This is a genomic window from Streptomyces sp. Tu 3180, assembly GCF_009852415.1.
Lineage (GTDB): Bacteria > Actinomycetota > Actinomycetes > Streptomycetales > Streptomycetaceae > Streptomyces.
Genome location: NZ_WOXS01000002.1, coordinates 5,634,249 through 5,655,027, shown reverse-complemented (window position 1 = coordinate 5,655,027; position 20,779 = coordinate 5,634,249). Strand labels below are relative to the sequence as shown.

General features: G+C 71.3%; 21 protein-coding genes. 8 read left to right on the top strand and 13 right to left on the bottom strand.

The genetic code is table 11. From position 1 onward, the window contains the following. Window positions 1–62: 62 nt before the first annotated feature. Window positions 63–455, bottom strand: a complete 393-nt coding sequence (locus GL259_RS26550; protein WP_159535828.1) for an SCO5389 family protein — start codon at window positions 453–455, stop codon at window positions 63–65. A gap of 288 nt (window positions 456–743) precedes the next feature. Here GL259_RS26550 and nucS point away from each other — a divergent pair, with 288 nt between their 5' ends. Further along, window positions 744–1,415 carry an endonuclease NucS gene (gene nucS, locus GL259_RS26545; protein ID WP_159535827.1) on the top strand — a complete coding sequence of 224 codons (672 nt, stop codon included), beginning with the start codon at window positions 744–746 and terminating at the stop codon, window positions 1,413–1,415. A gap of 77 nt (window positions 1,416–1,492) precedes the next feature. On the opposite strand, the gene GL259_RS26540 is transcribed toward nucS, so the two are convergent. The 3 genes from GL259_RS26540 to GL259_RS26530 form a co-directional block, all read right to left on the bottom strand. Next, complete coding sequence (locus tag GL259_RS26540; RefSeq protein ID WP_159535826.1) at window positions 1,493–4,009, bottom strand: ATP-binding protein; 2,517 nt, start codon at window positions 4,007–4,009, stop codon at window positions 1,493–1,495. A gap of 309 nt (window positions 4,010–4,318) precedes the next feature. Continuing rightward, the gene (locus GL259_RS26535) at window positions 4,319–4,642 is read right to left on the bottom strand and encodes an STAS domain-containing protein (RefSeq protein WP_159535825.1); all 324 of its coding nucleotides are present in this window, start codon (window positions 4,640–4,642) and stop codon (window positions 4,319–4,321) included. 154 nt (window positions 4,643–4,796) lie between these two features. Further along, the gene (locus tag GL259_RS26530; RefSeq protein ID WP_159535824.1) at window positions 4,797–5,645 is read right to left on the bottom strand and encodes a 3-hydroxyacyl-CoA dehydrogenase family protein; all 849 of its coding nucleotides are present in this window, start codon (window positions 5,643–5,645) and stop codon (window positions 4,797–4,799) included. Window positions 5,646–5,905: 260 nt separating this feature from the next. Here GL259_RS26530 and GL259_RS26525 point away from each other — a divergent pair, with 260 nt between their 5' ends. Beyond that, window positions 5,906–6,568, top strand: coding sequence for a 1,4-alpha-glucan branching protein (locus tag GL259_RS26525; RefSeq protein WP_159535823.1), 663 nt, complete (start codon window positions 5,906–5,908; stop codon window positions 6,566–6,568). Between the two features lie 7 nt (window positions 6,569–6,575). On the opposite strand, the gene GL259_RS26520 is transcribed toward GL259_RS26525, so the two are convergent. Continuing rightward, window positions 6,576–7,211, bottom strand: coding sequence for a TetR/AcrR family transcriptional regulator (locus tag GL259_RS26520; RefSeq protein ID WP_159535822.1), 636 nt, complete (start codon window positions 7,209–7,211; stop codon window positions 6,576–6,578). Window positions 7,212–7,301: 90 nt separating this feature from the next. On the opposite strand from GL259_RS26520, the gene GL259_RS26515 reads away from it, so the two are divergent. The 3 genes from GL259_RS26515 to GL259_RS26505 are packed head-to-tail and all read left to right on the top strand — an operon-like array spanning window position 7,302 to window position 9,428. Next, the gene (locus GL259_RS26515) at window positions 7,302–8,084 is read left to right on the top strand and encodes an ATP-binding cassette domain-containing protein (RefSeq protein WP_159535821.1); all 783 of its coding nucleotides are present in this window, start codon (window positions 7,302–7,304) and stop codon (window positions 8,082–8,084) included. 8 nt (window positions 8,085–8,092) lie between these two features. Continuing rightward, window positions 8,093–8,842, top strand: coding sequence for an ABC transporter permease (locus tag GL259_RS26510; protein WP_159535820.1), 750 nt, complete (start codon window positions 8,093–8,095; stop codon window positions 8,840–8,842). Between the two features lie 13 nt (window positions 8,843–8,855). Next, window positions 8,856–9,428, top strand: a complete 573-nt coding sequence (locus tag GL259_RS26505; protein WP_159535819.1) for a cob(I)yrinic acid a,c-diamide adenosyltransferase — start codon at window positions 8,856–8,858, stop codon at window positions 9,426–9,428. Window positions 9,429–9,492: 64 nt separating this feature from the next. Here GL259_RS26505 and GL259_RS26500 read toward each other — a convergent pair whose 3' ends face one another. Continuing rightward, complete coding sequence (locus GL259_RS26500) at window positions 9,493–10,077, bottom strand: hypothetical protein (RefSeq protein ID WP_159535818.1); 585 nt, start codon at window positions 10,075–10,077, stop codon at window positions 9,493–9,495. Between the two features lie 152 nt (window positions 10,078–10,229). Between GL259_RS26500 and GL259_RS26495 the strand changes: the two genes are divergently transcribed. The 3 genes from GL259_RS26495 to GL259_RS26485 all read left to right on the top strand — a co-directional run bounded on the left by GL259_RS26495 (window position 10,230) and on the right by GL259_RS26485 (window position 14,036). Further along, window positions 10,230–11,447, top strand: coding sequence for a histidine kinase (locus tag GL259_RS26495; protein ID WP_159535817.1), 1,218 nt, complete (start codon window positions 10,230–10,232; stop codon window positions 11,445–11,447). Further along, window positions 11,444–12,085, top strand: coding sequence for a response regulator transcription factor (locus GL259_RS26490; RefSeq protein ID WP_159535816.1), 642 nt, complete (start codon window positions 11,444–11,446; stop codon window positions 12,083–12,085). Before GL259_RS26495 ends, GL259_RS26490 begins: the two co-directional genes overlap by 4 nt. A 124-nt stretch (window positions 12,086–12,209) precedes the next feature. Further along, entirely contained in the window at window positions 12,210–14,036 is a 1,827-nt protein-coding gene (locus GL259_RS26485; RefSeq protein ID WP_159535815.1) for a glycosyl hydrolase family 18 protein, read from the top strand. 127 nt (window positions 14,037–14,163) lie between these two features. On the opposite strand, the gene GL259_RS26480 is transcribed toward GL259_RS26485, so the two are convergent. From GL259_RS26480 to GL259_RS26450, 7 genes are all read right to left on the bottom strand, one after another. Then, window positions 14,164–14,610: a DUF2550 domain-containing protein gene (locus GL259_RS26480; protein WP_159535814.1), complete on the bottom strand. Its 447-nt coding sequence runs from the start codon at window positions 14,608–14,610 to the stop codon at window positions 14,164–14,166. A 161-nt stretch (window positions 14,611–14,771) separates the two neighbouring features. Continuing rightward, the gene (locus tag GL259_RS26475; protein ID WP_159535813.1) at window positions 14,772–15,149 is read right to left on the bottom strand and encodes a F0F1 ATP synthase subunit epsilon; all 378 of its coding nucleotides are present in this window, start codon (window positions 15,147–15,149) and stop codon (window positions 14,772–14,774) included. A 130-nt stretch (window positions 15,150–15,279) separates the two neighbouring features. Then, window positions 15,280–16,716, bottom strand: a complete 1,437-nt coding sequence (atpD, locus tag GL259_RS26470; RefSeq protein ID WP_159535812.1) for a F0F1 ATP synthase subunit beta — start codon at window positions 16,714–16,716, stop codon at window positions 15,280–15,282. Next, window positions 16,716–17,633 (bottom strand): F0F1 ATP synthase subunit gamma, encoded by a 918-nt coding sequence (locus tag GL259_RS26465; RefSeq protein ID WP_159535811.1) that lies wholly within the window; start codon window positions 17,631–17,633, stop codon window positions 16,716–16,718. Before GL259_RS26465 ends, atpD begins: the two co-directional genes overlap by 1 nt. 21 nt (window positions 17,634–17,654) lie before the next feature. Further along, window positions 17,655–19,262 carry a F0F1 ATP synthase subunit alpha gene (atpA, locus tag GL259_RS26460; protein ID WP_159535810.1) on the bottom strand — a complete coding sequence of 536 codons (1,608 nt, stop codon included), beginning with the start codon at window positions 19,260–19,262 and terminating at the stop codon, window positions 17,655–17,657. 134 nt (window positions 19,263–19,396) lie between these two features. Further along, window positions 19,397–20,212 carry a F0F1 ATP synthase subunit delta gene (locus GL259_RS26455; protein ID WP_159535809.1) on the bottom strand — a complete coding sequence of 272 codons (816 nt, stop codon included), beginning with the start codon at window positions 20,210–20,212 and terminating at the stop codon, window positions 19,397–19,399. After that, on the bottom strand, window positions 20,209–20,757 hold the full coding sequence (locus GL259_RS26450; RefSeq protein WP_159535808.1) for a F0F1 ATP synthase subunit B: 549 nt from the start codon (window positions 20,755–20,757) through the stop codon (window positions 20,209–20,211). The genes GL259_RS26455 and GL259_RS26450 overlap by 4 nt, the downstream gene beginning before the upstream one ends. Window positions 20,758–20,779: the final 22 nt, after the last annotated feature.

Sequence of the window (20,779 nt, the reverse complement as noted above, 5' to 3'; positions counted from 1 at the left end):
GCTTGCCGCCCCGGTACGAACTGCACCTCCCGCGTACGGAGCGGCAAGCAAACGACAGAGCGTCAGCAGTCGCGCAGTTCCGGCGACTGGTTCAGCAGCTGACTGCGGACCGAGGTGAAGCGGGCCAGCGTCTCGTCGACCGAGGAGTCAAGCGGGAACACGGCCACCCGGTGGCAGTTCTGGAAGGCCAGCCGAACACCGAAGTGCCGTTGCAGCGCGCCGCGTATCGCGTCACTCGCTAGCGCACGCAGCAGCTGGCCGCGTGCCTGCTCGTCCGGCGGGGGCGTCTGGTTGTCGGCGAAGGGTCCGCCGTCCACCTTCAGCTGGGCCACCAGGGAGCTGATCATCTCCCACGCATAGGGCAGGGAGGTCCGGACGCAGTCGACGAATTCAGCTTCGTCGACCTCGCCTCGCTCGGCCTGTTCGAGTAGGGCCGGTGAGACGTCGAGCGACATGGGTTCTCCTCTCGCACCCCCGACGAGCAGGGGTTGCCTGACAGATAGGGGAGTCCGCGATATCGAACACGCTGCGTACACACCTCGCGACCTCCCGTTCAATACCGTAAGCAACGGACCGTGACGGCACCAGGAGAATGCGTGGATGCGGAACTTCCTGTGGGCCGGTAATCGGCCATCGCCGAACACGCGTTTTCCAGGAGATACAGGACGCGCCTCGTGGGGCCCACGAGGCCGTCATGAGGGCGAATCGCGCCGAGGCGGACCGGTCGAGTAGCGTTGCCGACCATGCGTCTCGTCATTGCCCGCTGCTCCGTGGACTACGCCGGACGGCTCACCGCCCACCTGCCCCCGGCCCCCCGTCTGATCCTGGTCAAGGCGGACGGCAGCGTCTCGATCCACGCCGACGACCGGGCCTACAAGCCCCTGAACTGGATGTCGCCGCCCTGCACCCTCAAGGAGGGCACCGGCGAGGAGGAGGGCGTCTGGACCGTCGTCAACAAGGCGGGCGAGAAACTCATCATCACGATGGAGGAGATCCTCCACGACTCCTCGCACGAACTGGGCGTCGATCCCGGCCTGATCAAGGACGGCGTGGAAGCGCACCTCCAGGAGCTGCTCGCCGACCGCATCGAGACCCTCGGCGAGGGCTACACCCTCATCCGCCGCGAGTACATGACCGCCATCGGCCCCGTCGACATCCTGTGCCGGGACGCCGAGGGACGGACCGTGGCAGTGGAGATCAAGCGACGCGGCGAGATCGACGGCGTGGAACAGCTCACCCGCTACCTGGAGCTGCTGAACCGCGATCCCCATCTCGCCCCGGTGCGCGGCATCTTCGCCGCCCAGGAGATCAAGCCGCAGGCCCGCGTGCTCGCCACGGACCGGGGCATCGGCTGCCAGGTCCTCGACTACGACGCGCTGCGGGGCATCGAGGACGACAAGCTGCGGCTGTTCTGACCCGCTCCGGGCGGCGCCGCGACAGGACACGAGGGCCGGGTTCCGTCGGGAACCCGGCCCTCACGTGTGCCGGTGTGTCAGATCACCGTCTCCGAACCGCCGGACGTACCCGCGTCGGAGCTCTGCGGGGCGCTCGCCGTGCTGCTCGTCGCCACGGGGGAGGACGAGGTGGGGCCGCCGGCGGTGTCGCTGGTGGACGGCGGCGGGGGCTCGCTGGAGGCGGGCGGCTCCGAGGACGTGGGCGGCTGGGACGTCGGAGGCTGGGACGTCGGGGGCTGGGACGTGGGCGGCTTGGACGTCGGAGGCTTGGTGGTGGGCGGTTCGGTGGTCTCCGTCGGCTTCGGCGTCTTCGTCGGACCGTCCGGTTCCTTCGTACCGCTCGGCCCGTCCGACGGCTCGTCCGACCCGGTGGCCGTCGGCGTCGGGTCGTCGGAGGTGCCCGGGGTGCCGTCCGGGCCCGGGTCGGTCGGCCGGCTGGTGGCCTCGCCGGTGTCGCCGCCCTCCTCGGCCGCCGGGTCGGCGCCCAGGCTGCCGTCGTCGACGCCCTGGCTCGCCGACGGGTTGACGCCGACGTTGTCCGACGGGCTGCCGGCGTCGTTGTCCGACGTGGCGCCGAGGGTGACCACGGTGCCCAGCACGGCGACGAGCAGCGCGCCCGCGCCGGCCGCCACGAGGTTGCGCCGGGCCAGGCTCTTCAGCCCGCCGCCCGTCCTGCCCCGCGGCGCGGACGCGGGCGCGGTGCGGTGGACGACCAGGGGGGTGTCGGTGGGCGGCTGGAGGTCCGGGAAGGCCGTCGGCACCCCGCGGGGCGGCGGGGCCGACTCCTCGACGTGGGCCTCGGGCACCTCCTCCCCCGCGGTCGGCGCGAGTGCCAGCGGGGTTCCGGAGCGGTCGGCGACCAGGGCCAGCGCGCGGCGGCCGGCGACGGTGCCGCGCTTGTCGGCGAGGGCGCCGCGCAGGCCGATGGACGCCTCCAGTTCGGCGCGCGACCGGTCGAGCTGTCCCGCGCACAGGGCGAGGACGCCGAGCTCGTGGTGGAAGTAGGCCTGTTCCGGCACGTCCCCGGCGAGCCGGGCGGCCTCCGCGCCGGCCCGCAGCGCCTTCTCCCAGGCGCTCCAGTGCAGGCCCGCGGCGAACGCGGGCGCGGCGGCACGGGCCAGCTGCACGACCGTGTTCGGCTCGTCCTCGGTGGTGGCCGTGGTGAGCGGCGACAGCACGGCGAGCGCGGTGAGCACCGCGTCGGCCTCGGCGCACACCCGCTCCGGGGTCACCGAGGGGTGCCCGGCCCACCAGGCGTAGTGCCGGGCGGCGGCACGGGCCTGGGCCTCGGCCTCGTCGGCGTATCCGGCGGCCTCCAGCTGGGCCGGCACACCGGCGGCGAGCCGGTAGCGGGAGCCGGCCGGGGAGACCAGTCCGCAGGCGGCCAGTTCGCCGAGCGCGGCGTCGGCGTGGGTGTCGCCCACCAGGGCGGGCAGATGCGCCTGGTGGGGCACCTCGCCGCCGAGCGCGACGGCGAACCGCAGGGTGGCGCGGGCGGAGGCGCTGAGCCGGGAGGCGAGCAGCGGAGCGGGGGCGGCGGCCTCGCCGAGCGAGGGCAGCGGCACCTCGACGGCGTCGACCGCGTCGTACGGCGGCGCGTCCGGCCGGACGTCCTCGAAGACGCCGAACTCGTCGACGGCGCCGGCGCCGGCCCGCAGCCGGTCGCGCTGCCGCAGCAGGGCACCGGCCTGGACGAAGCGCAGCGGCAGGCCCTCGGACTCGAACCAGAGGTCGCCGGCCCAGTTCCGCTCGTCCTCGGTGAGGCCGCGGCCGACGGCGTGCTCCAGCAGCTCCAGGCCGGCCGCCCGGTCGAGCCCGTCGAGGGTCACCTCCTCGACGCCGGAGTCGGCGGACGGGTCGGGCACGTCCGGGGTGGTGCCGAACAGGAAGGCGCACTCGGGGGTGGCGTCCAGCAGCTCGTCGAGGGCGGCGCCGCCGAACTCGAGGTCGTCGAGGACGACGACGGCGCCGATCTCACGGACGTGCTCGACCAGTTCGTCCCGGTCCGGGCGGTACAGCGGGGCGTCGTGGACGGCATAGAACAGGTCGTACAGCAGGTCGTCGGCCGAGCGGCGGTGGCCGTTCAGCCGGACGACGCCGTCGGGGGCGAGGTCCGCGCAGTCCCCGGCGACGACGTCGAGGAGCCGGGTGCGGCCGGAGCCGGCGGGGCCGGTGAGGCGCACGGAGCGGCCGCGGGCGAGCAGCCGGACCAGCTTCTCGCGCTCGTCCTCACGGGCCAGCAGCGGCAGCGTGGGCTGCGCCGGTCCGGGCGGGACGGCCGGCCTGGCGGCCCGCTCGACCTCGGCGCGCCCGGTCTCGTCGAGTTTGGCGGGGCGGGCGGGCCGTTCGGCGGGCGGGCAGGGCTCGATCTCGCTGCCGTCGACGGGGTTGACGGTGAGCAGGAAGTCGCCGGACACGAGTTGCACCGTGCGGGCGAGCGCCGGTGCGTGCTGTCCGAAGTCGGAAGTGAGGGATTCCCTGGGAGGGCGCTGGCGCGGCGCGTGACCGTCACCGTCCTGGCCGTACTCCTCGGGTCCCCGGCTGTTCGGGTCCATAGGTCCTAGCCCCCAAAAGCGTCGTGTGCCTGGGTCCTGTCGTCGGACTCCCGTCTGCCGCGAGTCCGACAGTTCCCAGAGCCCCTCCCGGCCTTGCTGCACACCGCGCTGTCGCTTCTGGTCCGGGCCCGCTCGAGGGTTGCGAGGCAGCGGGCAGCCGCACCCTAAACCTTCGCTCAGTATCCACGACAGTCCGGGGTACCGCGCCGTCCGAGACGTCACGGTCTCGTGAGGATTGTGCGCGCGTCACGCGGTCCGCCGGAGCCGGTCCGGACGGTGCCGCTCGTCCGGTTCCCACCCGTACGGACCTCACACGCGGGGCAGCGTGTCCACCCCGATGCCTCCCTCGATCGCCAGGATCCGGTGCAGCCGGGTGGCCACCAACAGGCGCTGCATCTGCGGCGGGACGCCGCGCAGCACCAGCCGCCGGCCGCAGCGGCCGGCCCGCCGGTGGGCCCCCATGATCACGCCGAGTCCGGTGGCGTCCCAGGAGTCCAGTTCGGACAGGTCCAGCACCAGGTCGCCGGCCCCGTCGTCGACGGCCGAGTGCAGGACCGTACGGGCGTCCGCCGCGCTGCGGACGTCGAGGCGGCCCCCGACGACCAGCTCGGCGTGGTCGCCCCTGATGTGCATATGCGCTCCCCGTGCGTGCGTCTGTCGTCTCCGCGTTGCTGATGCCGGTGATGCAACCTCTGACTGTGCGGAGGTGCCGGAGGTTGCCCGTTGTGAGCGAACCGATACCGAATTCACCCCGGCGGGTGATGCACGCCGGGGTGAGTGCACGGTGTCAGTGCTCGTAGAAGCCCTGCCCGCTCTTGCGGCCGATGTCACCGGCGTCAACCATCCGGCGCATCAGTTCCGGAGCGGCGAACTTCTCGTCCTGCGACTCGGTGTAGATGTTGCTCGTGGCGTGCAGCAGGATGTCCACGCCGGTGAGGTCGGCGGTGGCCAGCGGACCCATGGCGTGGCCGAAGCCCAGCTTGCACGCCAGGTCGATGTCCTCGGCGCTCGCCACGCCCGACTCGTACAGCTTCGCGGCCTCGACGACGAGGGCGCAGATGAGGCGGGTGGTCACGAAGCCGGCGACGTCGCGGTTGACGACGATGCAGGTCTTGCCGACCGACTCGGCGAACTCCCGGGCCCTGGCGAGGGTTTCGTCGCTGGTCTTGTAGCCGCGGACCAGTTCGCACAGCTGCATCATCGGCACCGGCGAGAAGAAGTGGGTGCCGACGACCCGCTCCGGGCGCTCCGTCACGGCCGCGATCTTGGTGATCGGGATGGCGGAGGTGTTGGAGGCGAGCACGGTGTCCTCGCGCACGATCTTGTCGAGGGCGCGGAAGATCTCGTGCTTCACCTCGAGCTTCTCGAACACGGCCTCGACCACGATGTCCGCGTCCGCGCAGGCGTCCAGGTCGGTGGTCGCGGTGATCCGGGCGAGGGCGGCGTCGGCGTCGTGCGCCTCCAGCTTGCCCTTGCTCACGAACTTGTCGTACGACGCCTTGATCCCGTCGGTGCCCCGCGCGAGCGCCTCGTCGGTCACGTCGCGCAGGACGACGTCCCAGCCCGCCTGAGCGGAGACCTGGGCGATGCCGGACCCCATGAGACCGGCCCCGATGACGGCGAGCTTGCGTGCCACTGTGCGACTCCCCTGATACGCGCTGTCGTTGTTCTCCAGGAGCGGACACTAGCGGGCGCCGGGGTTCCCGTGACCGACTTAGTAACGCGTTTCACGTCTCACGGAGTGAGACTCCTGTCACGTCCCGCACGCCGGGCCCGGCGCCCCTGCCGGGGGTGCCCGGCCCGGCGGGAGACGGCCCGGCGAGAAGTGGCCGCCGGGCCCGTGACGGATGGGAGGGTGGGGGGACCGGTGTCCGATCGACGGAGGAGAACCCCGGCATGGCCGTGATCCACCGCACCACCCTCGAGCCGACCAAGCTGGAGCTGCTGACCGCCTGGCTGCCCTCGCGCCCCTGGTACCACGGGGACGCGGAGGGACCGCGGCTGGCCAGGGCCGGCGGTTTCCGGCTCGACGATCCGCAGGGGGAGGTCGGCATCGAGTTCATGGTCGTCACCGACGCCTCGGGCCCCGAGCCGACCGCCTACCTGGTGCCGCTCACCTACCGGGGCGCTCCGCTCGACCGGGCGGAGCACGCCCTCATCGGCACCGCGGAGCACGGCGTCCTCGGGCGGCGCTGGGTCTACGACGGCTGCCACGACCCGGTGCTCGTCGCGGAGTTGGCGGCCCTGATCGAGGGCCGTGCGCAGGCCCAGGCCCAGAGCCTCACCGACACCCCCGACCGGGAGGTCACCCGCGCCCACGCGGGCGAGGGCCCGGTCCCGGCGGACTTCACCGCCGTCGACGACACCGAGGAGGACACCGAGCTGTCCGCACCGGACGGCACGACCCTCCGCGTCCTGCGCACCCTGCGGCCCGCCCCGGACGGCGCGCCGCTCCCCGAGCCGGGAGCGGCGGGTCATGTCGCCGGCGTGTGGGAACTGCCCGACGGCACCCGCGCGCAGGGCCTCTTCTTCGTCCTGCACACGACCCCCCGGGCGTAGGCCCGGTTCAGCCGCGCACCGCGTAGCCGAGGACCTTGCCGCTCAGCAGTTCCTCGATGTCGTCGACGAGCCCGAGGACCTCGCGCGACACCTCCGCCGGTGCGCGGCCCCTCATCATCTCCCGGCCGATCGTGACGAAGACCGTGCTGTGGATCCAGCAGATCTGACCGGCCACCAGACCCGGCAGCGGGTCGTCGGGGGCGGCGCCCGCCTCCTCGCGGAGCGTCGCCTCCAGGTGGTCCTGGATCTCCTGCTGGAGGCTCCACAGCCTCGAACGCAGCTGCGGCGACTCGTGGATGACGCGCATGAAGCGGTCGTAGCCCTCCATCAGGCCGACCCGGGGCGACACCGCCTCGATCTCGGCGCGCAGTTCGCGCAGCACGGCGTGGGCGGCCGACTCCCCCGCGTCCCGGCCCCGCACCCAGCGGGAGAGCTGGTCGACGACCCCCTTGGAGCGGTCGAAGAAGAGGTCCTCCTTGGCGGGGAAGTAGTTGTAGACCGTGTTCACGGACACGTCGGCGGCCTCCGCCACCTCCGCCATCGTCACGGTCACGAAGCCGTGCTCCAGGAAGAGTCCGGTGGCGATGTCCGAGATCCGCTGCCTGGTCTCGCGCTTCTTCCGCTCCCTGAGCCCTTCTGCCATGCCCTCATCGTAGGCACGCGGGATGATCACTGGAGTCTCTGAAAATTTGGGGCCGTTGCAAAATTTCAGAGACTCTGTTTTTCTGAGGGCATGACCCTCATCAGTACGGCCGCCCTGTCCCGTACCTTCCGGACGAAACGCGGCCCCGTGGAGGCCGTCCGCGGTATCGACCTGACCGTCCGCAAGGGGGAGATCCTCGGCCTCCTCGGCCCCAACGGGGCCGGCAAGACGACGACCCTGCGCATGCTCACCACCCTGCTCCCGCCGACCGGCGGCACGGCCACCGTCGCCGGCTGCGACCTGGCCACCGATCCGGCCGGGGTGCGGCGGGCCTGCGGGTACGTGGCGCAGTCCGGCGGAGTCGATCCGCAGATCACCGTGCGGGAGGAGCTCGTCACCCAGGGGCGGCTGTACCGGCTGACCGGGGACCGGGCCGCCGAGCGCGCCGAGGAGCTCGCCCGCGAGCTCGCACTGACGGACCTGCTCGACCGCAGGTGCGGCGCGCTGTCCGGCGGCCAGCGGCGCCGGCTGGACATCGCCATGGCGCTCACGCACCGGCCCGAGGTGCTGTTCCTCGACGAGCCGACCACCGGCCTCGACCCCGGCAGCCGCGCCGACCTGTGGGACCTGGTGCGCCGGCTGCGCGACGAGCACGGCACGACCGTGTTCCTCACCACCCACTACCTCGACGAGGCCGACGCCCTCGCCGACCGCCTGGTCGTCGTCGACCGGGGCGTGGTCGCCGCCGAGGGCACGCCGGGCGCCCTGAAGCTGGAGTACGGCGGCTCGATCGACGCCTCGCTCCAGGACGCCTTCCTCTCCATCACGGGCCGCGGCGCCGCTCCGGCCGACGCGACCCCCCTGGCCGTATAGGACCGACGATGCTGCTCCACGACACCGCGCTCCTCTACGGGCGCTGTCTGCGCCAGTCCCTGCGCTCCCGCTTCGCGCTGCTCTTCGGCGTGCTGATGCCGTTGCTGTACCTGCTGTTCTTCGGTCCGCTGCTGACCGGTCTGCCGCTCGGCGGGCGGGGCAGCTCCTGGCAGGTGCTGGTGCCCGGCCTGCTGCTGCAGCTCGGCCTGTTCGGGGCCTCGTTCGCGGGATTCAGCATCATCATCGAGAAGGGCCAGGGGGTGGTGGAACGGATGCGCGTCACCCCCGTGAGCCGCCTCGCCCTGCTGCTGGGCCGGGTGCTGCGGGACGCCACGGTGTTCGTCTTCCAGGCGGTGCTGCTGGTACTGGCGGCGCTGGTGATGGGCCTGCGGGCGCCGCTGGCCGGGGTGCTCATCGGCTTCGGCTTCGTCGCCCTGCTGACCGTGTCCCTGGCCGCGCTGTCCTACGCGCTCGCCATGAGGACGGAGACCCCGCAGACGTTCGGGCCGGCGGTCAACGCCCTGACCATGCCGTCGATGCTGCTGTCGGGTCTCATGCTCCCGATGACCCTGGGTCCCGCCTGGCTGGACGTCCTGTCCCACCTGATGCCGTTCCGCTACCTCGTCGACGCGGTGCGGGACGCCTACGTCGGCGCCTACGCGACGGCCCACATGCTGTACGGCGTGCTGGTGGCCGTCGGCTTCACGGTGCTCGCCGTGACGGTGGGCACACGGGTGTTCCGGACGGCCGGGGCGTAACTAGGCTGGCCGCATGGTCAATCTGACGCGCATCTACACCCGGACCGGCGACCGGGGCACCACCGCCCTCGGTGACATGAGCCGGGTCCCCAAGACCGACCTGCGGATCTCCGCCTACGCCGACGCCAACGAGGCGAACGCGGTGATCGGCACGGCGATCGCGCTGGGCGGTCTGGAGGACGAGGTCGTGCAGGTGCTCACCCGCGTGCAGAACGACCTGTTCGACGTGGGCGCGGACCTGTCCACGCCGGTGGTGCAGAACCCGGAGTTCCCGCCGCTCAGGGTCGAGCAGTTCTACGTCGACCGGCTGGAGGCGGACTGCGACCGGTTCAACGAGCGGCTGGAGAAGCTGCGCTCCTTCATCCTGCCGGGCGGGACGGCGGGGGCGGCCCTGCTGCACCAGGCGTGCACCGTCGTACGGCGGGCCGAGCGCTCCACCTGGGCCGCCCTGGAGGTGCACGGCGAGACCATGAACCCGCTCACCGCGACCTATCTCAACCGCCTCTCCGACCTCCTGTTCATCCTGGCCCGCACCGCGAACAAGGAGACCGGCGACGTGCTGTGGGTCCCGGGCGGGGAGCGCTGAGCCCTCCCCGCGGGGCCCGCCACCGGCGTGGCGGGCCCCGCGGGGAGGTTCCGGACCGCCCGCGTCACCGGCCGACACGCTCCTTCCCGGCGCTCGGCTCGGTCTCCGGCTCCCCCGCCGGGGCCTTCTTCGGCCAGATCCAGTACGCCAGGGTCACCAGTCCGTGGATGCCGGCCGCCCGCCAGGCCGTGTAGCGCCAGCTCTCCAGGGAGGTGGTGCGGCTCGCGTCGTCGACGTACCAGATGGCGATCTGGAGCAGCGCGGTCGCCACGGCGGCGCCCGTCAGCGTGCCCAGCCAGATCCTGGTCTCGTGCCGGGCGCGGGCCAGGCCGTGGCGCGGCGGGCCCGCGGGCTTCGGGGCGCCGCCCAGCCGGTGGGCCGCGTGGCCGTCGAGCCACTTCACCGTGCGGTGGCCGTGGCCCACGGTGTAGCCGATGTAGAGCGCTGCCAGGCCGTGCGTCCAGTTCGGCTCGGCGCCGTTCTTCAGGTCCAGCGCCGTGGCGACCAGCAGGACGACCTCCAGCAGCGGTTCGCACAGCAGCAGCGCCAGGCCGGTGCGCGGCATCCTCAGCAGGTAGCGGCAGGCCAGTCCGGCGGCCAGCAGCACCCAGAAGCCGATCTCGCAGGCGGCGATCAATGCGACGATCACGGTTCGCTCCTCTCGGTCACCCTTTCAGGCTCCCGTGCGGACCGGCCCGTTTCGTCGTCGCCGCCGACGAATCCGCGGTACATCGAAGGATGCAGTCCAGGACCGTTCCCGGGGATCAGGCGAGCGCGGCGGGTGCCGTGTTGGATGGGGTCATGGCCCTACGACTGCCCCGCCCCCACCGCTTCGACGTGTGGGCCGCGCTCGCCGGACTGCTCGGCGGGCTGCTGCTGTGGGGCATCGGGCTGGGCACCCGGCCGGCCGACGAGCCGATCGTGCTCTTCGACGGCCGCTGGCCGCTGCTGGTGCCGCTCGCCGTGACGGCGGGCTGCGAGCTGCTGCGCCGCGCCGCCCCGCGCACCGGGCTGCTCCTGGGCACCCTCGCGCTGGCCGCGGACACCCTGACCCGGGGCAGCATCGTCACCCTGCTGATGTACACCGACCTGATGTACGCCGCCGTCCTGTACGGCCCGCCCGCCTCCGCCCGCCGCATCCCGTGGATCACCGGGCTGCTCAGCATCGCCGCGTCGCTGGTGCCGTACGCCGTGTGGCGGGTGCCCGAGGCGCTGCTGATCGGGGTGGCCGTCGGCATCCTGTCCTTCGCGCCCGCCTCCACGGGGCTGATCGTGCGCAACCACCGCGACGCCGCCGAGGCCGCCCGGCTGCGCGCCGAGCAGACCGCGCTGCTCGCCGAGATGGACCGCACCCAGGCGGTGACCGCCGAACGCGCCCGGATGGCCCGGGAGTTGCACGACATGGTCGCCAACCACCTCTCCGCGATCGCCATCCACTCCACGGCCGCGCTCTCCCTGGACGACGGGAACACCTCCCGCGAGGCGCTCACCGTGATCCGGGAGAACAGCGTCCAGGGACTGGCCGAGATGCGCCGCCTGATCGGCATCCTGCGGGACGGCGCCGGCGACCGGGAACCGGCGGCGACCCCGACCCTCGACGGCCTCGGCGCCCTGGTGGAGGGCGCCCGCGCCAACGGCCTGGACGTCACCCTCGACGCCGCGTACGACTCCGTCCCCGCGCCGGTCGAGCTCGCCGCGTACAGGATCGTGCAGGAGTCGCTGACGAACGCGCTGAAGCATGCCGCGCGGGGGGAGGTCAGCGTGCGGCTGCGCCGGCGGGACGACGCCCTCGACATCCGCGTGACCAGCCCGTACGGCGACCGGGACACCCCGCGTGCCCCGGGGTCCGGGGCCGGACTCGTCGGCATGCGGGAGCGTGCCGCGCTGCTGCACGGCACCTTCGAGGCCGGACCGGAGAGCGGCCCGGACGGCACCGCGGACGGCAAGCTCTGGGTCGTACGCGCCCGTCTCCCCCTCACCGACACCGACACCGACACCGCCCGAGGAGGCACCCGATGATCCGCGTCCTGGTCGCCGAGGACCAGTCCGCCGTCCGCGCCGGACTGGTCCTCATCCTGCGCAGCGCGCCCGGCATCGAGGTGGTCGGCGAGGCGGCGGACGGCGAGCAGGCGGTGGCGCTCGCCCGCGAACTGCGTCCCGACCTGGTGCTGATGGACGTGCAGATGCCGCGCCTGGACGGGGTGTCGGCGACCCGGCGGGTGGTCGGGGAGCAACTCGCCGACGTGCTGGTGCTGACCACCTTCGACCTGGACGAGTACGTCTTCGGGGCGCTGCGGGCCGGGGCCGCCGGGTTCCTGCTGAAGCACACGGAGGCGCGGGACCTCGTCGAGGCCGTGCGCACGGTGGCGCGCGGGGAGGGGATCGTCGCCCCGGCCGTCACCCGGCGGCTGATCGCCGAGTTCGCCGCGAAGCCCGCCCGTGCGGTGCCGGCCGATCCGGCGGTGCTGGAGTCCCTCACCCGGCGTGAGCGCGAGGTGCTGTCCTGCCTCGGCGAGGGGTTGTCCAACGCCGCCATCGCGGACCGCCTGGACATGGCGGAGGCCACGGTGAAGACGCACGTCAGCCGCCTGCTGGGCAAGCTGGAGCTGCGCAGCCGGGTGCAAGCGGCGGTGCTCGCGCAGGAGTTGGGGATCTGAGCCGGAGACGACGTGGTGGTCCAGACCTATTGACCCGTGGTCCAGACCTTTCTATTCTCGCGGCACTGCGGGCGTGATGGCTCAGTCATGTCCTCAACAACATCCCCACATAAGGAGGCGCAGCATGCGCTTCAGGCACAGAGCCGCGGCCGGGATCGCGGCCCTGACACTCCCCCTGGCCGGCCTCGTGGCCCTCGCGAGCCCCGCCCAGGCGGCCACCTCCGCGACCGCCACCTACACCAAGACCCAGGACTGGGGTTCCGGCTTCGAGGGCAAGTGGACGGTGAAGAACACCGGCACCACGACCATCAACACCTGGACCGTCGAGTGGGACTTCCCCTCCGGCACCAAGGTCACCTCCGCCTGGGACGCCACGGTCACCAACTCCGGTGACCACTGGACCGCCAAGAACCTCGGCTGGAACGGCACCCTCGCCCCCGGGGCGTCGGTCTCCTTCGGCTTCAACGGCAGCGGCTCCGGCTCCCCGTCCGGCTGCAAGCTCAACGGCGGCAGCTGCGACGGCACCTCCGTCCCCGGCGACGCGGCCCCCTCCGCGCCCGGCACCCCCACCGCCTCGAACATCACCGACACCTCGGTGAAGCTCTCCTGGTCGGCCGCCACCGACGACAAGGGCGTCAAGAACTACGACGTCCTGCGCGACGGCGCCAGGGTCGCCACGGTGACCGGCACCTCCTACACGGACGCGGGGCTCGCCAAGGGCACCGACTACTCCTACTCCGTGCAGGCCCGCGACACCGCCGACCAGACCGGCCCGGTCAGCGGCTCGGTGAAGGTCCGCACCACCGGCGGCACCGAGGAGCCGCCGCCCACCACCGGCGGCAAGGTCAAGCTCGGCTACTTCACCGAGTGGGGCGTCTACGGCCGCAACTACCACGTCAAGAACCTCGTGACGTCCGGCTCCGCCGCCAAGATCACTCACATCAACTACTCGTTCGGCAACGTCAAGAACGGCCAGTGCACCGTCGACGACACCTTCGCCGCGTACGAGAAGGCCTACACCGCCGACCAGTCCGTCAGCGGCACCGCCGACACCTGGGACCAGCCGCTGCGCGGCAACTTCAACCAGCTGCGCCAGCTGAAGGCCAAGTACCCGCACATCAAGGTGCTGTACTCCTTCGGCGGCTGGACCTACTCGGGCGGCTTCGGCCAGGCCGCGGCCAACGCCGCCGCGTTCGCCAAGTCGTGCAAGCAGGTCGTGGAGGACCCGCGGTGGGCCGACGTCTTCGACGGCATCGACATCGACTGGGAGTACCCGAACGCCTGCGGCCTGACCTGTGACACCAGCGGCCCGGCCGCCTTCAAGACCCTCTCCCAGGCGCTGCGCGCCGAGTTCGGCAAGGACTACCTGGTCACCGCCGCGATCACCGCGGACGGCTCCGAGGGCGGCAAGATCGACGCGGCCGACTACGGCGGCGCCGCGCAGTACCTCGACTGGTACAACGTGATGACGTACGACTACTTCGGCGCCTGGGACAAGACCGGCCCGACCGCCCCGCACTCGCCGCTCACGTCGTACTCCGGCATCCCGAAGGAGGGCTTCAACTCGGCCGCCGCCATCGCCAAGCTCAAGGCGAAGGGCGTCCCGGCGAGCAAGCTCCTGCTCGGCATCGGCTTCTACGGCCGCGGCTGGACCGGCGTCACCCAGTCCGCCCCCGGCGGCACCGCCACCGGCCCGGCGACCGGCACCTACGAGGCCGGCATCGAGGACTACAAGGTCCTCAAGAACTCCTGTCCGGCCACCGGCACCGTCGCGGGCACGGCGTACGCCCACTGCGGCAGCAACTGGTGGTCCTACGACACGCCGGCCACCATCAACACCAAGATGGCCTGGGCCAAGAACCAGGGCCTGGGCGGCGCCTTCTTCTGGGAGTTCAGCGGCGACACCGGCAACGGCGAGCTGGTGAGCGCCATCGACAGCGGCCTGAAGTAAGGCCCGTCGGGCACCGGGCCCCGGCCCCCTCCCCCCGGACGAAGCCCGGGGGGAGGGGGCCGGGGCTACGCCGTGTTCACCCTCCCCCAACGGCTTCGCCGCCGGGGGAGGGACCCCGGACATCGCTCTACGCGACGTTCACCCGCTGTCCGGGCGGGGCCGCCTCGAGCCACGCGAGGAAACCGGTCAGCGCGTCCTCGCTCATGGCGAGCTCGACGCGCGTGCCCCGGTGCAGACAGGCGAGGATCACCGCGTCGGACAGCAGGGCCAGCTCCTCCTCGCCCTCCGGGAGGCGGCGGCCGGTCACCTCGATCGCGGAGCGCTCCAGGATGCGGCGCGGACGGGGCGCGTAGGAGAAGACGCGGAACCACTCGACCCGGTCGCCGTTGTAGCGGGCCACCCCGTAGGCCCAGCCCTTGCCGCCGGAGTCGCCCGCCTCGGGGACGTCCCAGCGCAGGCTGCAGTCGAAGGTTCCGCCGGAACGCTGGATGAGGCGGCGGCGCAGCCCGAAGACGAAGAGCCCCACCACCACGAGCGCCACGACGATTCCGCACACAGTCAGAGCGAGGACCATCGACACCGACCTCCTCGTCTCCTAGGTAACGGAACGGAAAAATCATCCAGATCTGCCTCAGCCGCGGCCGGCTCCGGATCGCTCCGGTGCCGGCCGCGGCTGAGTGACGTCATCGCACCGCTCCCCCGGTGCCTGGACGGCCCGGGCGGTGCCCCCACGGGTCAGCGCGTCGCCGTCGCCGCCCGCAGACGGACGTCCGCGCGGCGCTCGGCCACGGTGTCGTCCTCCGCCTTCGCGCGGGCCAGTTCCTGCTCCGCGCGCTGGACGTCGATCTCGTCGGCCAGCTCGGCGATCTCGGCCAGCAGCGACAGCTTGTTGTCCGCGAACGAGATGAAACCGCCGTGCACCGCGGCGACGACCGTCGCACCTTCACTCGTACGGATGGTCACCGGGCCCGACTCCAGCACACCGAGCAGCGGCTGGTGACCGGGCATGACGCCGATGTCGCCGGACGTGGTGCGCGCGACGACCAGGGTGGCCTCGCCGGACCAGACCTCTCGGTCGGCCGCGACCAGCGCGACGTGCAGCTCAGCAGCCAAGGTGGCTCCTCGGGTCACCACCCGGCGGGTCTGCCGGGTGTTGGTTACAAGTCTAGTGGGCGTGGGAGAGGGGGCGGGACGCACCCGCCCCCTCAGGAGTGGGCCGGAAGGCCCACGACGAGCACGGGGCTCAGGAGACGCCCAGCTCCTTCGCGTTCTTCTTCAGGTCCTCGATGCCACCGCACATGAAGAACGCCTGCTCCGGGAAGTGGTCGTACTCACCGTCGCAGATCGCGTTGAACGCGGCGATCGACTCGTCCAGCGGCACGTCCGAACCGTCCACGCCGGTGAACTGCTTGGCGACGTGGGTGTTCTGGGACAGGAAGCGCTCCACGCGACGGGCACGGTGGACGACGAGCTTGTCCTCCTCGCCGAGCTCGTCGATACCGAGGATCGCGATAATGTCCTGCAGGTCCTTGTACTTCTGCAGGATGTTCTTCACGCGCATGGCCGCGTTGTAGTGGTCCTGCGCGATGTAGCGCGGGTCCAGGATCCGGGACGTCGAGTCCAGCGGGTCCACGGCCGGGTAGATGCCCTTCTCCGAGATCGGACGGGACAGAACCGTCGTCGCGTCGAGGTGGGCGAAGGTGGTGGCCGGGGCCGGGTCGGTCAGGTCGTCCGCGGGGACGTAGATCGCCTGCATCGAGGTGATCGAGTGACCACGGGTCGAGGTGATGCGCTCCTGGAGGAGACCCATCTCGTCGGCCAGGTTCGGCTGGTAGCCCACCGCGGAGGGCATGCGGCCGAGCAGGGTCGACACCTCGGAGCCCGCCTGGGTGAAGCGGAAGATGTTGTCGATGAAGAACAGCACGTCCTGCTTCTGGACGTCACGGAAGTACTCGGCCATGGTGAGGCCGGCCAGCGCGACGCGCAGACGGGTGCCCGGGGGCTCGTCCATCTGACCGAAGACCAGCGCGGTCTTGTCGATGACACCGGACTCGCTCATCTCGTCGATGAGGTCGTTGCCCTCACGGGTGCGCTCACCGACACCGGCGAACACCGACACACCGTCGTGGTTGTTGGCGACGCGGTAGATCATCTCCTGGATGAGCACCGTCTTGCCGACGCCGGCGCCGCCGAACAGACCGATCTTGCCGCCCTTGACGTACGGGGTCAGCAGGTCGATGACCTTGACGCCGGTCTCGAACATCTCGGTCTTCGACTCGAGCTCGTCGAAGTTCGGCGCCTTGCGGTGGATCGGCCAGCGCTCGCCGTCGTAGGACTCGTTGACGTTCAGCACCTCACCGAGGGTGTTGAACACCTTGCCCTTGGTGAAGTCGCCGACCGGCACCGAGATGGAGGCGCCCGTGTCGGTCACCGGGGCCTGGCGGACCAGACCGTCGGTGGGCTGCATGGAGATGGTGCGGACCAGGCCGTCACCCAGGTGCTGGGCGACCTCCAGGGTCAGCGTCTTCTTCTGGCCCTCGTTCGCCGGGTCGGAGACCTCGACGTGCAGGGCGTTGTAGATGTCCGGCATCGCGTCGACGGGGAACTCCACGTCGACGACCGGGCCGATGACCCGCGCGACGCGGCCCGTCGCCGTGGCCGTCTCAACAGTGGTGGTCATTAGTTGTCACTCCCCGCGGTCGCGTCGGCCAGGGCGCTCGCGCCACCGACGATCTCGCTGATTTCCTGGGTGATTTCGGCCTGGCGGGCCGCGTTGGCAAGACGGGAGAGCGTGTTGATCAGCTCGCCCGCGTTGTCGGTGGCCGACTTCATCGCGCGCCGCGTGGCGGCGTGCTTCGAAGCGGCCGACTGGAGCAGCGCGTTGTAGATCCGGCTCTCCACGTAGCGCGGCAGCAGGGCGTCGAGGACGTCCTCCGCCGACGGCTCGAAGTCGTACAGCGGCAGGATCTCGCCCTTGGTGGCGGTCTCCTGCGCGACCTCTTCGAGGCGCAGCGGAAGCAGCCGGGAATCGACCGCCGTCTGCGTCATCATCGAGACGAACTCGGTGTAGACGATGTGGAGTTCGTCCACGCCGCCGTCCGCCGTCTCCTTCTCGATGGCCTCGATCAGCGGGGCCGCGACCTTCTTGGCGTCCGCGTACGAGGGCTCGTCGGTGAAGCCCGTGAACGACTCCGCGACCTTGCGCTCACGGAAGTTGTAGTGGGCGATGCCGCGCCGGCCGACGATGTACGTGTCGACCTGCTTGCCCTCGCGCTCCAGGCGCTCGGTCAGCTGTTCCGCCGCCTTGATGGCGTTGGAGTTGAAGGCGCCGGCCAGGCCGCGGTCGCTCGTGAGGAGCAGGACCGCGGCACGGGTCGGGTTCTCCGCCTCCGTGGTCAGCGGGTGCTTGGTGTTCGAACCGGTGCCGACCGCCGTGACCGCGCGGGTCAGTTCCCGCGCGTACGGCGTGGAGGCCGCCACCTTGCGCTGCGCCTTGACGACGCGCGAGGCGGCGATCATCTCCATCGCCTTCGTGATCTTCTTGGTCGCGGTGACGGATCGGATGCGACGCTTGTAGACCCGGAGCTGGGCTCCCATGAGTCAGGTCCCTTCCTTACGTCACTTGGAGGCGCTGGTCGCCTTCGGGGCAGCCGAGGCTTCCTCGCCGAGCAGCTTGCCGTCGCTCGTCTCGAACTGCTTCTTGAAGTCCGCGATCGCCTCGGCCACGGCCTGCAGGGTGTCGTCGGACATCTTGCCGCCCTCGCGGATGGAGGTCATGAGGCCCTGCTCCTTGCGGTGCAGGTACTCCAGCAGCTCCTTCTCGAAGCGGCGGATGTCGGCGACGGGGACGTCGTCCATCTTGCCGGTGGTGCCGGCCCAGACGGAGACGACCTGGTCCTCGGTGGACATCGGCTGGTACTGGTCCTGCTTCAGCAGCTCGACCATGCGCTGACCGCGCTCCAGCTGCGCCTTCGACGCGGCGTCCAGGTCGGAACCGAAGGCGGCGAACGCCTCCAGCTCACGGAACTGGGCGAGGTCCACGCGCAGACGGCCGGAGACCTGCTTCATCGCCTTGTGCTGGGCGGAGCCACCGACGCGGGAGACCGAGATACCGACGTTCAGGGCCGGGCGCTGACCGGCGTTGAACAGGTCGGACTCCAGGAAGCACTGGCCGTCGGTGATGGAGATGACGTTGGTCGGGATGAACGCCGAGACGTCGTTGGCCTTGGTCTCGACGATCGGCAGACCGGTCATCGAGCCGGCACCCATGTCGTCGGAGAGCTTGGCGCAGCGCTCCAGCAGACGGGAGTGCAGGTAGAAGACGTCACCCGGGTAGGCCTCGCGGCCCGGCGGGCGGCGCAGCAGCAGGGACACGGCGCGGTAGGCGTCGGCCTGCTTCGACAGGTCGTCGAAGATGATCAGGACGTGCTTGCCCTCGTACATCCACTGCTGACCGATGGCGGAACCGGTGTACGGCGCCAGGTACTTGAAGCCGGCCGGGTCGGACGCCGGGGCGGCGACGATGGTCGTGTACTCCAGCGCGCCGTTCTCCTCCAGCGCGCGGCGGACCGACGCGATGGTGGAGCCCTTCTGGCCGATGGCGACGTAGATGCAGCGGACCTGCTTCTTCGGGTCGCCGGTGCGCCAGTTGTCACGCTGGTTGATGATCGTGTCGACGGCCAGGGCGGTCTTGCCGGTCTGGCGGTCGCCGATGATCAGCTGACGCTGACCACGGCCGATCGGGGTCATGGCGTCGACGGCCTTGTAGCCCGTCTCCATCGGCTCGTGCACCGACTTGCGCTGCATGACCGTGGGGGCCTGCAGTTCGAGGGCACGGCGGCCCTCGGTCTCGATCTCGCCGAGGCCGTCGATCGGGTTGCCGAGCGGGTCGACCACACGGCCGAGGTAGCCCTCGCCCACGGCGACGGACAGGACCTCGCCGGTGCGGGTGACCGGCTGGCCTTCCTCGATGCCGCTGAACTCACCGAGGACGATGGCACCGATCTCGCGCTCCTCGAGGTTGAGGGCGAGGCCGAGGGTGCCGTCCTCGAACTTCAGCAGCTCGTTGGCCATGGCCGAGGGGAGACCCTCGACCTTCGCGATGCCGTCGCCGGCAAGGGTGACCGTACCGACCTCCTCGCGCGAGGCCGCGTCCGGCTTGTACGACTGGACGAAGTTCTCCAGCGCGTCCCGGATCTCCTCCGGCCGGATCGTGAGCTCCGCCATCTGAGTTCCCTGCTCTCCTTGTTGGGCCCGAAGTTTCACTTGGGGGGTATGGGGACTCCCCCCAATATGAGGTGAATCCTCTGCACGGCCCAACCAGGGCCGTAAGTACGTACTGCTTATTCAGAAATTGCTGCTCAGCTCGCCAGCCGGCGGCTCGCGTCCTCCAGCCGGTCCGCGAGGGAGCCGTTGATGACCTCGTCGCCGACCTGCACCCGGATTCCGCCGAGGACCGCGGGGTCCACGTCCAGGTTGAGGTGCATCTGGCGGCCGTAGAGCTTCGCGAGGGCGGCGCCCAGGCGCTGCTTCTGCGTGTCGCTCAGCGGCACCGCGGAGGTGACCACGGCCACCATGCGGTCGCGGCGCTCGGCGGCGAGCTTGGACAGGGACTCCAGTCCCGACTCCAGGCTACGTCCCCGGGGAACGGTCACGAGACGCGTCACCAGACGCCCGGTGGTCGCGTTCGCCCTGCCGCCGAGCAGGCTGCGCAGCAGCTCGCCCTTGGCGGAGGCGGTGGCGCTCCGGTTGGTCAGCGCGGCGCGCAGCTCGGTGTTCGAGGAGACGATCCGGCCGAACCGGAACAGCTCGTCCTCGACGTCGTCGAGCGCGCCCGCCTGCTGGGCGGCGGTGAGGTCGGCGGTGTCGGCCAGCTCCTCCAGCGCGTCCACCAGGTCGCGGGACTGCGACCAGCGGGAGCGCACCATGCCGGACACCAGGTCCGCGGCCGGGCCGCTGACCTGCGAGCCGAGCAGGCGCTGGGCCAGCTGGGCCTTGGCCTCACCGGCCTGCGCCGGGTCGGTGAGGACCCGACGCAGCGACACCTCGCGGTCGAGCAGCGCGGTGACGGCGGCCAGCTCGTCGGCGAGCGAGCCCGCGTTCACGGACGTGGAGTCCGTCAGCGCGTCGAGACGCTCACGTGCGGCTGCCAGGGCCTCGCGGCTCGCTCCGTTCATCGCGCGGCCTCGGCCTTCTGGTCGAGCTCGTCCAGGAAGCGGTCGATCACGCGGCTCTGGCGGGCGTGGTCCTCGAGGGACTCGCCGACGAGCTTGCCGGCCAGGTCGGTGGCCAGCTTGCCGACGTCCTGACGCAGCGAGGACGCGGCGGCCTTGCGGTCGGCCTCGATCTGGGCGTGACCCGCGGCGACGATCTCCTCGCGCTGCCGCTGGCCCTCGGCCCGCATCTCGGCGATGAGCGCGGCACCCTGCTCCTGCGCCTCCTGGCGCAGACGCGCGGCCTCGTGCCGGGCCTCGGCGAGCTGAGCCTTGTACTGCTCAAGGACGCTCTGGGCCTCGACCTTCATGGCCTCGGCCTCTTCGATACCGCCTTCGATCGCCGTGCGGCGCTCCTCCAGAACCTTGTTGATGTTCGGAAGCAGCTTCTTCCAGAAGAAGAAGAACACGATGGCGAAGGCGATGGTGCCGACGAGCAGCTCGGGGCCCGGAGGCAGGAGCGGGTTCTGCTCCTCCTCGGCCGCCAGCTGTACCAGGTTGGCGATCACATCAGTGCCTTTCGTCGAAACG

Bases quoted from the DNA above. Each gene is read 5' to 3' on its own strand.
- GL259_RS26550 (WP_159535828.1), bottom strand. From the start codon at position 455: ATGTCGCTCGACGTCTCACCGGCCCTACTCGAACAGGCCGAGCGAGGC.
- nucS (WP_159535827.1), top strand. From the start codon at position 744: ATGCGTCTCGTCATTGCCCGCTGCTCCGTGGACTACGCCGGACGGCTC.
- GL259_RS26540 (WP_159535826.1), bottom strand. From the start codon at position 4,009: ATGGACCCGAACAGCCGGGGACCCGAGGAGTACGGCCAGGACGGTGAC.
- GL259_RS26535 (WP_159535825.1), bottom strand. From the start codon at position 4,642: ATGCACATCAGGGGCGACCACGCCGAGCTGGTCGTCGGGGGCCGCCTC.
- GL259_RS26525 (WP_159535823.1), top strand. From the start codon at position 5,906: ATGGCCGTGATCCACCGCACCACCCTCGAGCCGACCAAGCTGGAGCTG.
- GL259_RS26520 (WP_159535822.1), bottom strand. From the start codon at position 7,211: ATGGCAGAAGGGCTCAGGGAGCGGAAGAAGCGCGAGACCAGGCAGCGG.
- GL259_RS26515 (WP_159535821.1), top strand. From the start codon at position 7,302: ATGACCCTCATCAGTACGGCCGCCCTGTCCCGTACCTTCCGGACGAAA.
- GL259_RS26510 (WP_159535820.1), top strand. From the start codon at position 8,093: ATGCTGCTCCACGACACCGCGCTCCTCTACGGGCGCTGTCTGCGCCAG.
- GL259_RS26505 (WP_159535819.1), top strand. From the start codon at position 8,856: ATGGTCAATCTGACGCGCATCTACACCCGGACCGGCGACCGGGGCACC.
- GL259_RS26495 (WP_159535817.1), top strand. From the start codon at position 10,230: ATGGCCCTACGACTGCCCCGCCCCCACCGCTTCGACGTGTGGGCCGCG.
- GL259_RS26490 (WP_159535816.1), top strand. From the start codon at position 11,444: ATGATCCGCGTCCTGGTCGCCGAGGACCAGTCCGCCGTCCGCGCCGGA.
- GL259_RS26485 (WP_159535815.1), top strand. From the start codon at position 12,210: ATGCGCTTCAGGCACAGAGCCGCGGCCGGGATCGCGGCCCTGACACTC.
- GL259_RS26480 (WP_159535814.1), bottom strand. From the start codon at position 14,610: ATGGTCCTCGCTCTGACTGTGTGCGGAATCGTCGTGGCGCTCGTGGTG.
- atpD (WP_159535812.1), bottom strand. From the start codon at position 16,716: ATGACCACCACTGTTGAGACGGCCACGGCGACGGGCCGCGTCGCGCGG.
- GL259_RS26465 (WP_159535811.1), bottom strand. From the start codon at position 17,633: ATGGGAGCCCAGCTCCGGGTCTACAAGCGTCGCATCCGATCCGTCACC.
- atpA (WP_159535810.1), bottom strand. From the start codon at position 19,262: ATGGCGGAGCTCACGATCCGGCCGGAGGAGATCCGGGACGCGCTGGAG.
- GL259_RS26455 (WP_159535809.1), bottom strand. From the start codon at position 20,212: ATGAACGGAGCGAGCCGCGAGGCCCTGGCAGCCGCACGTGAGCGTCTC.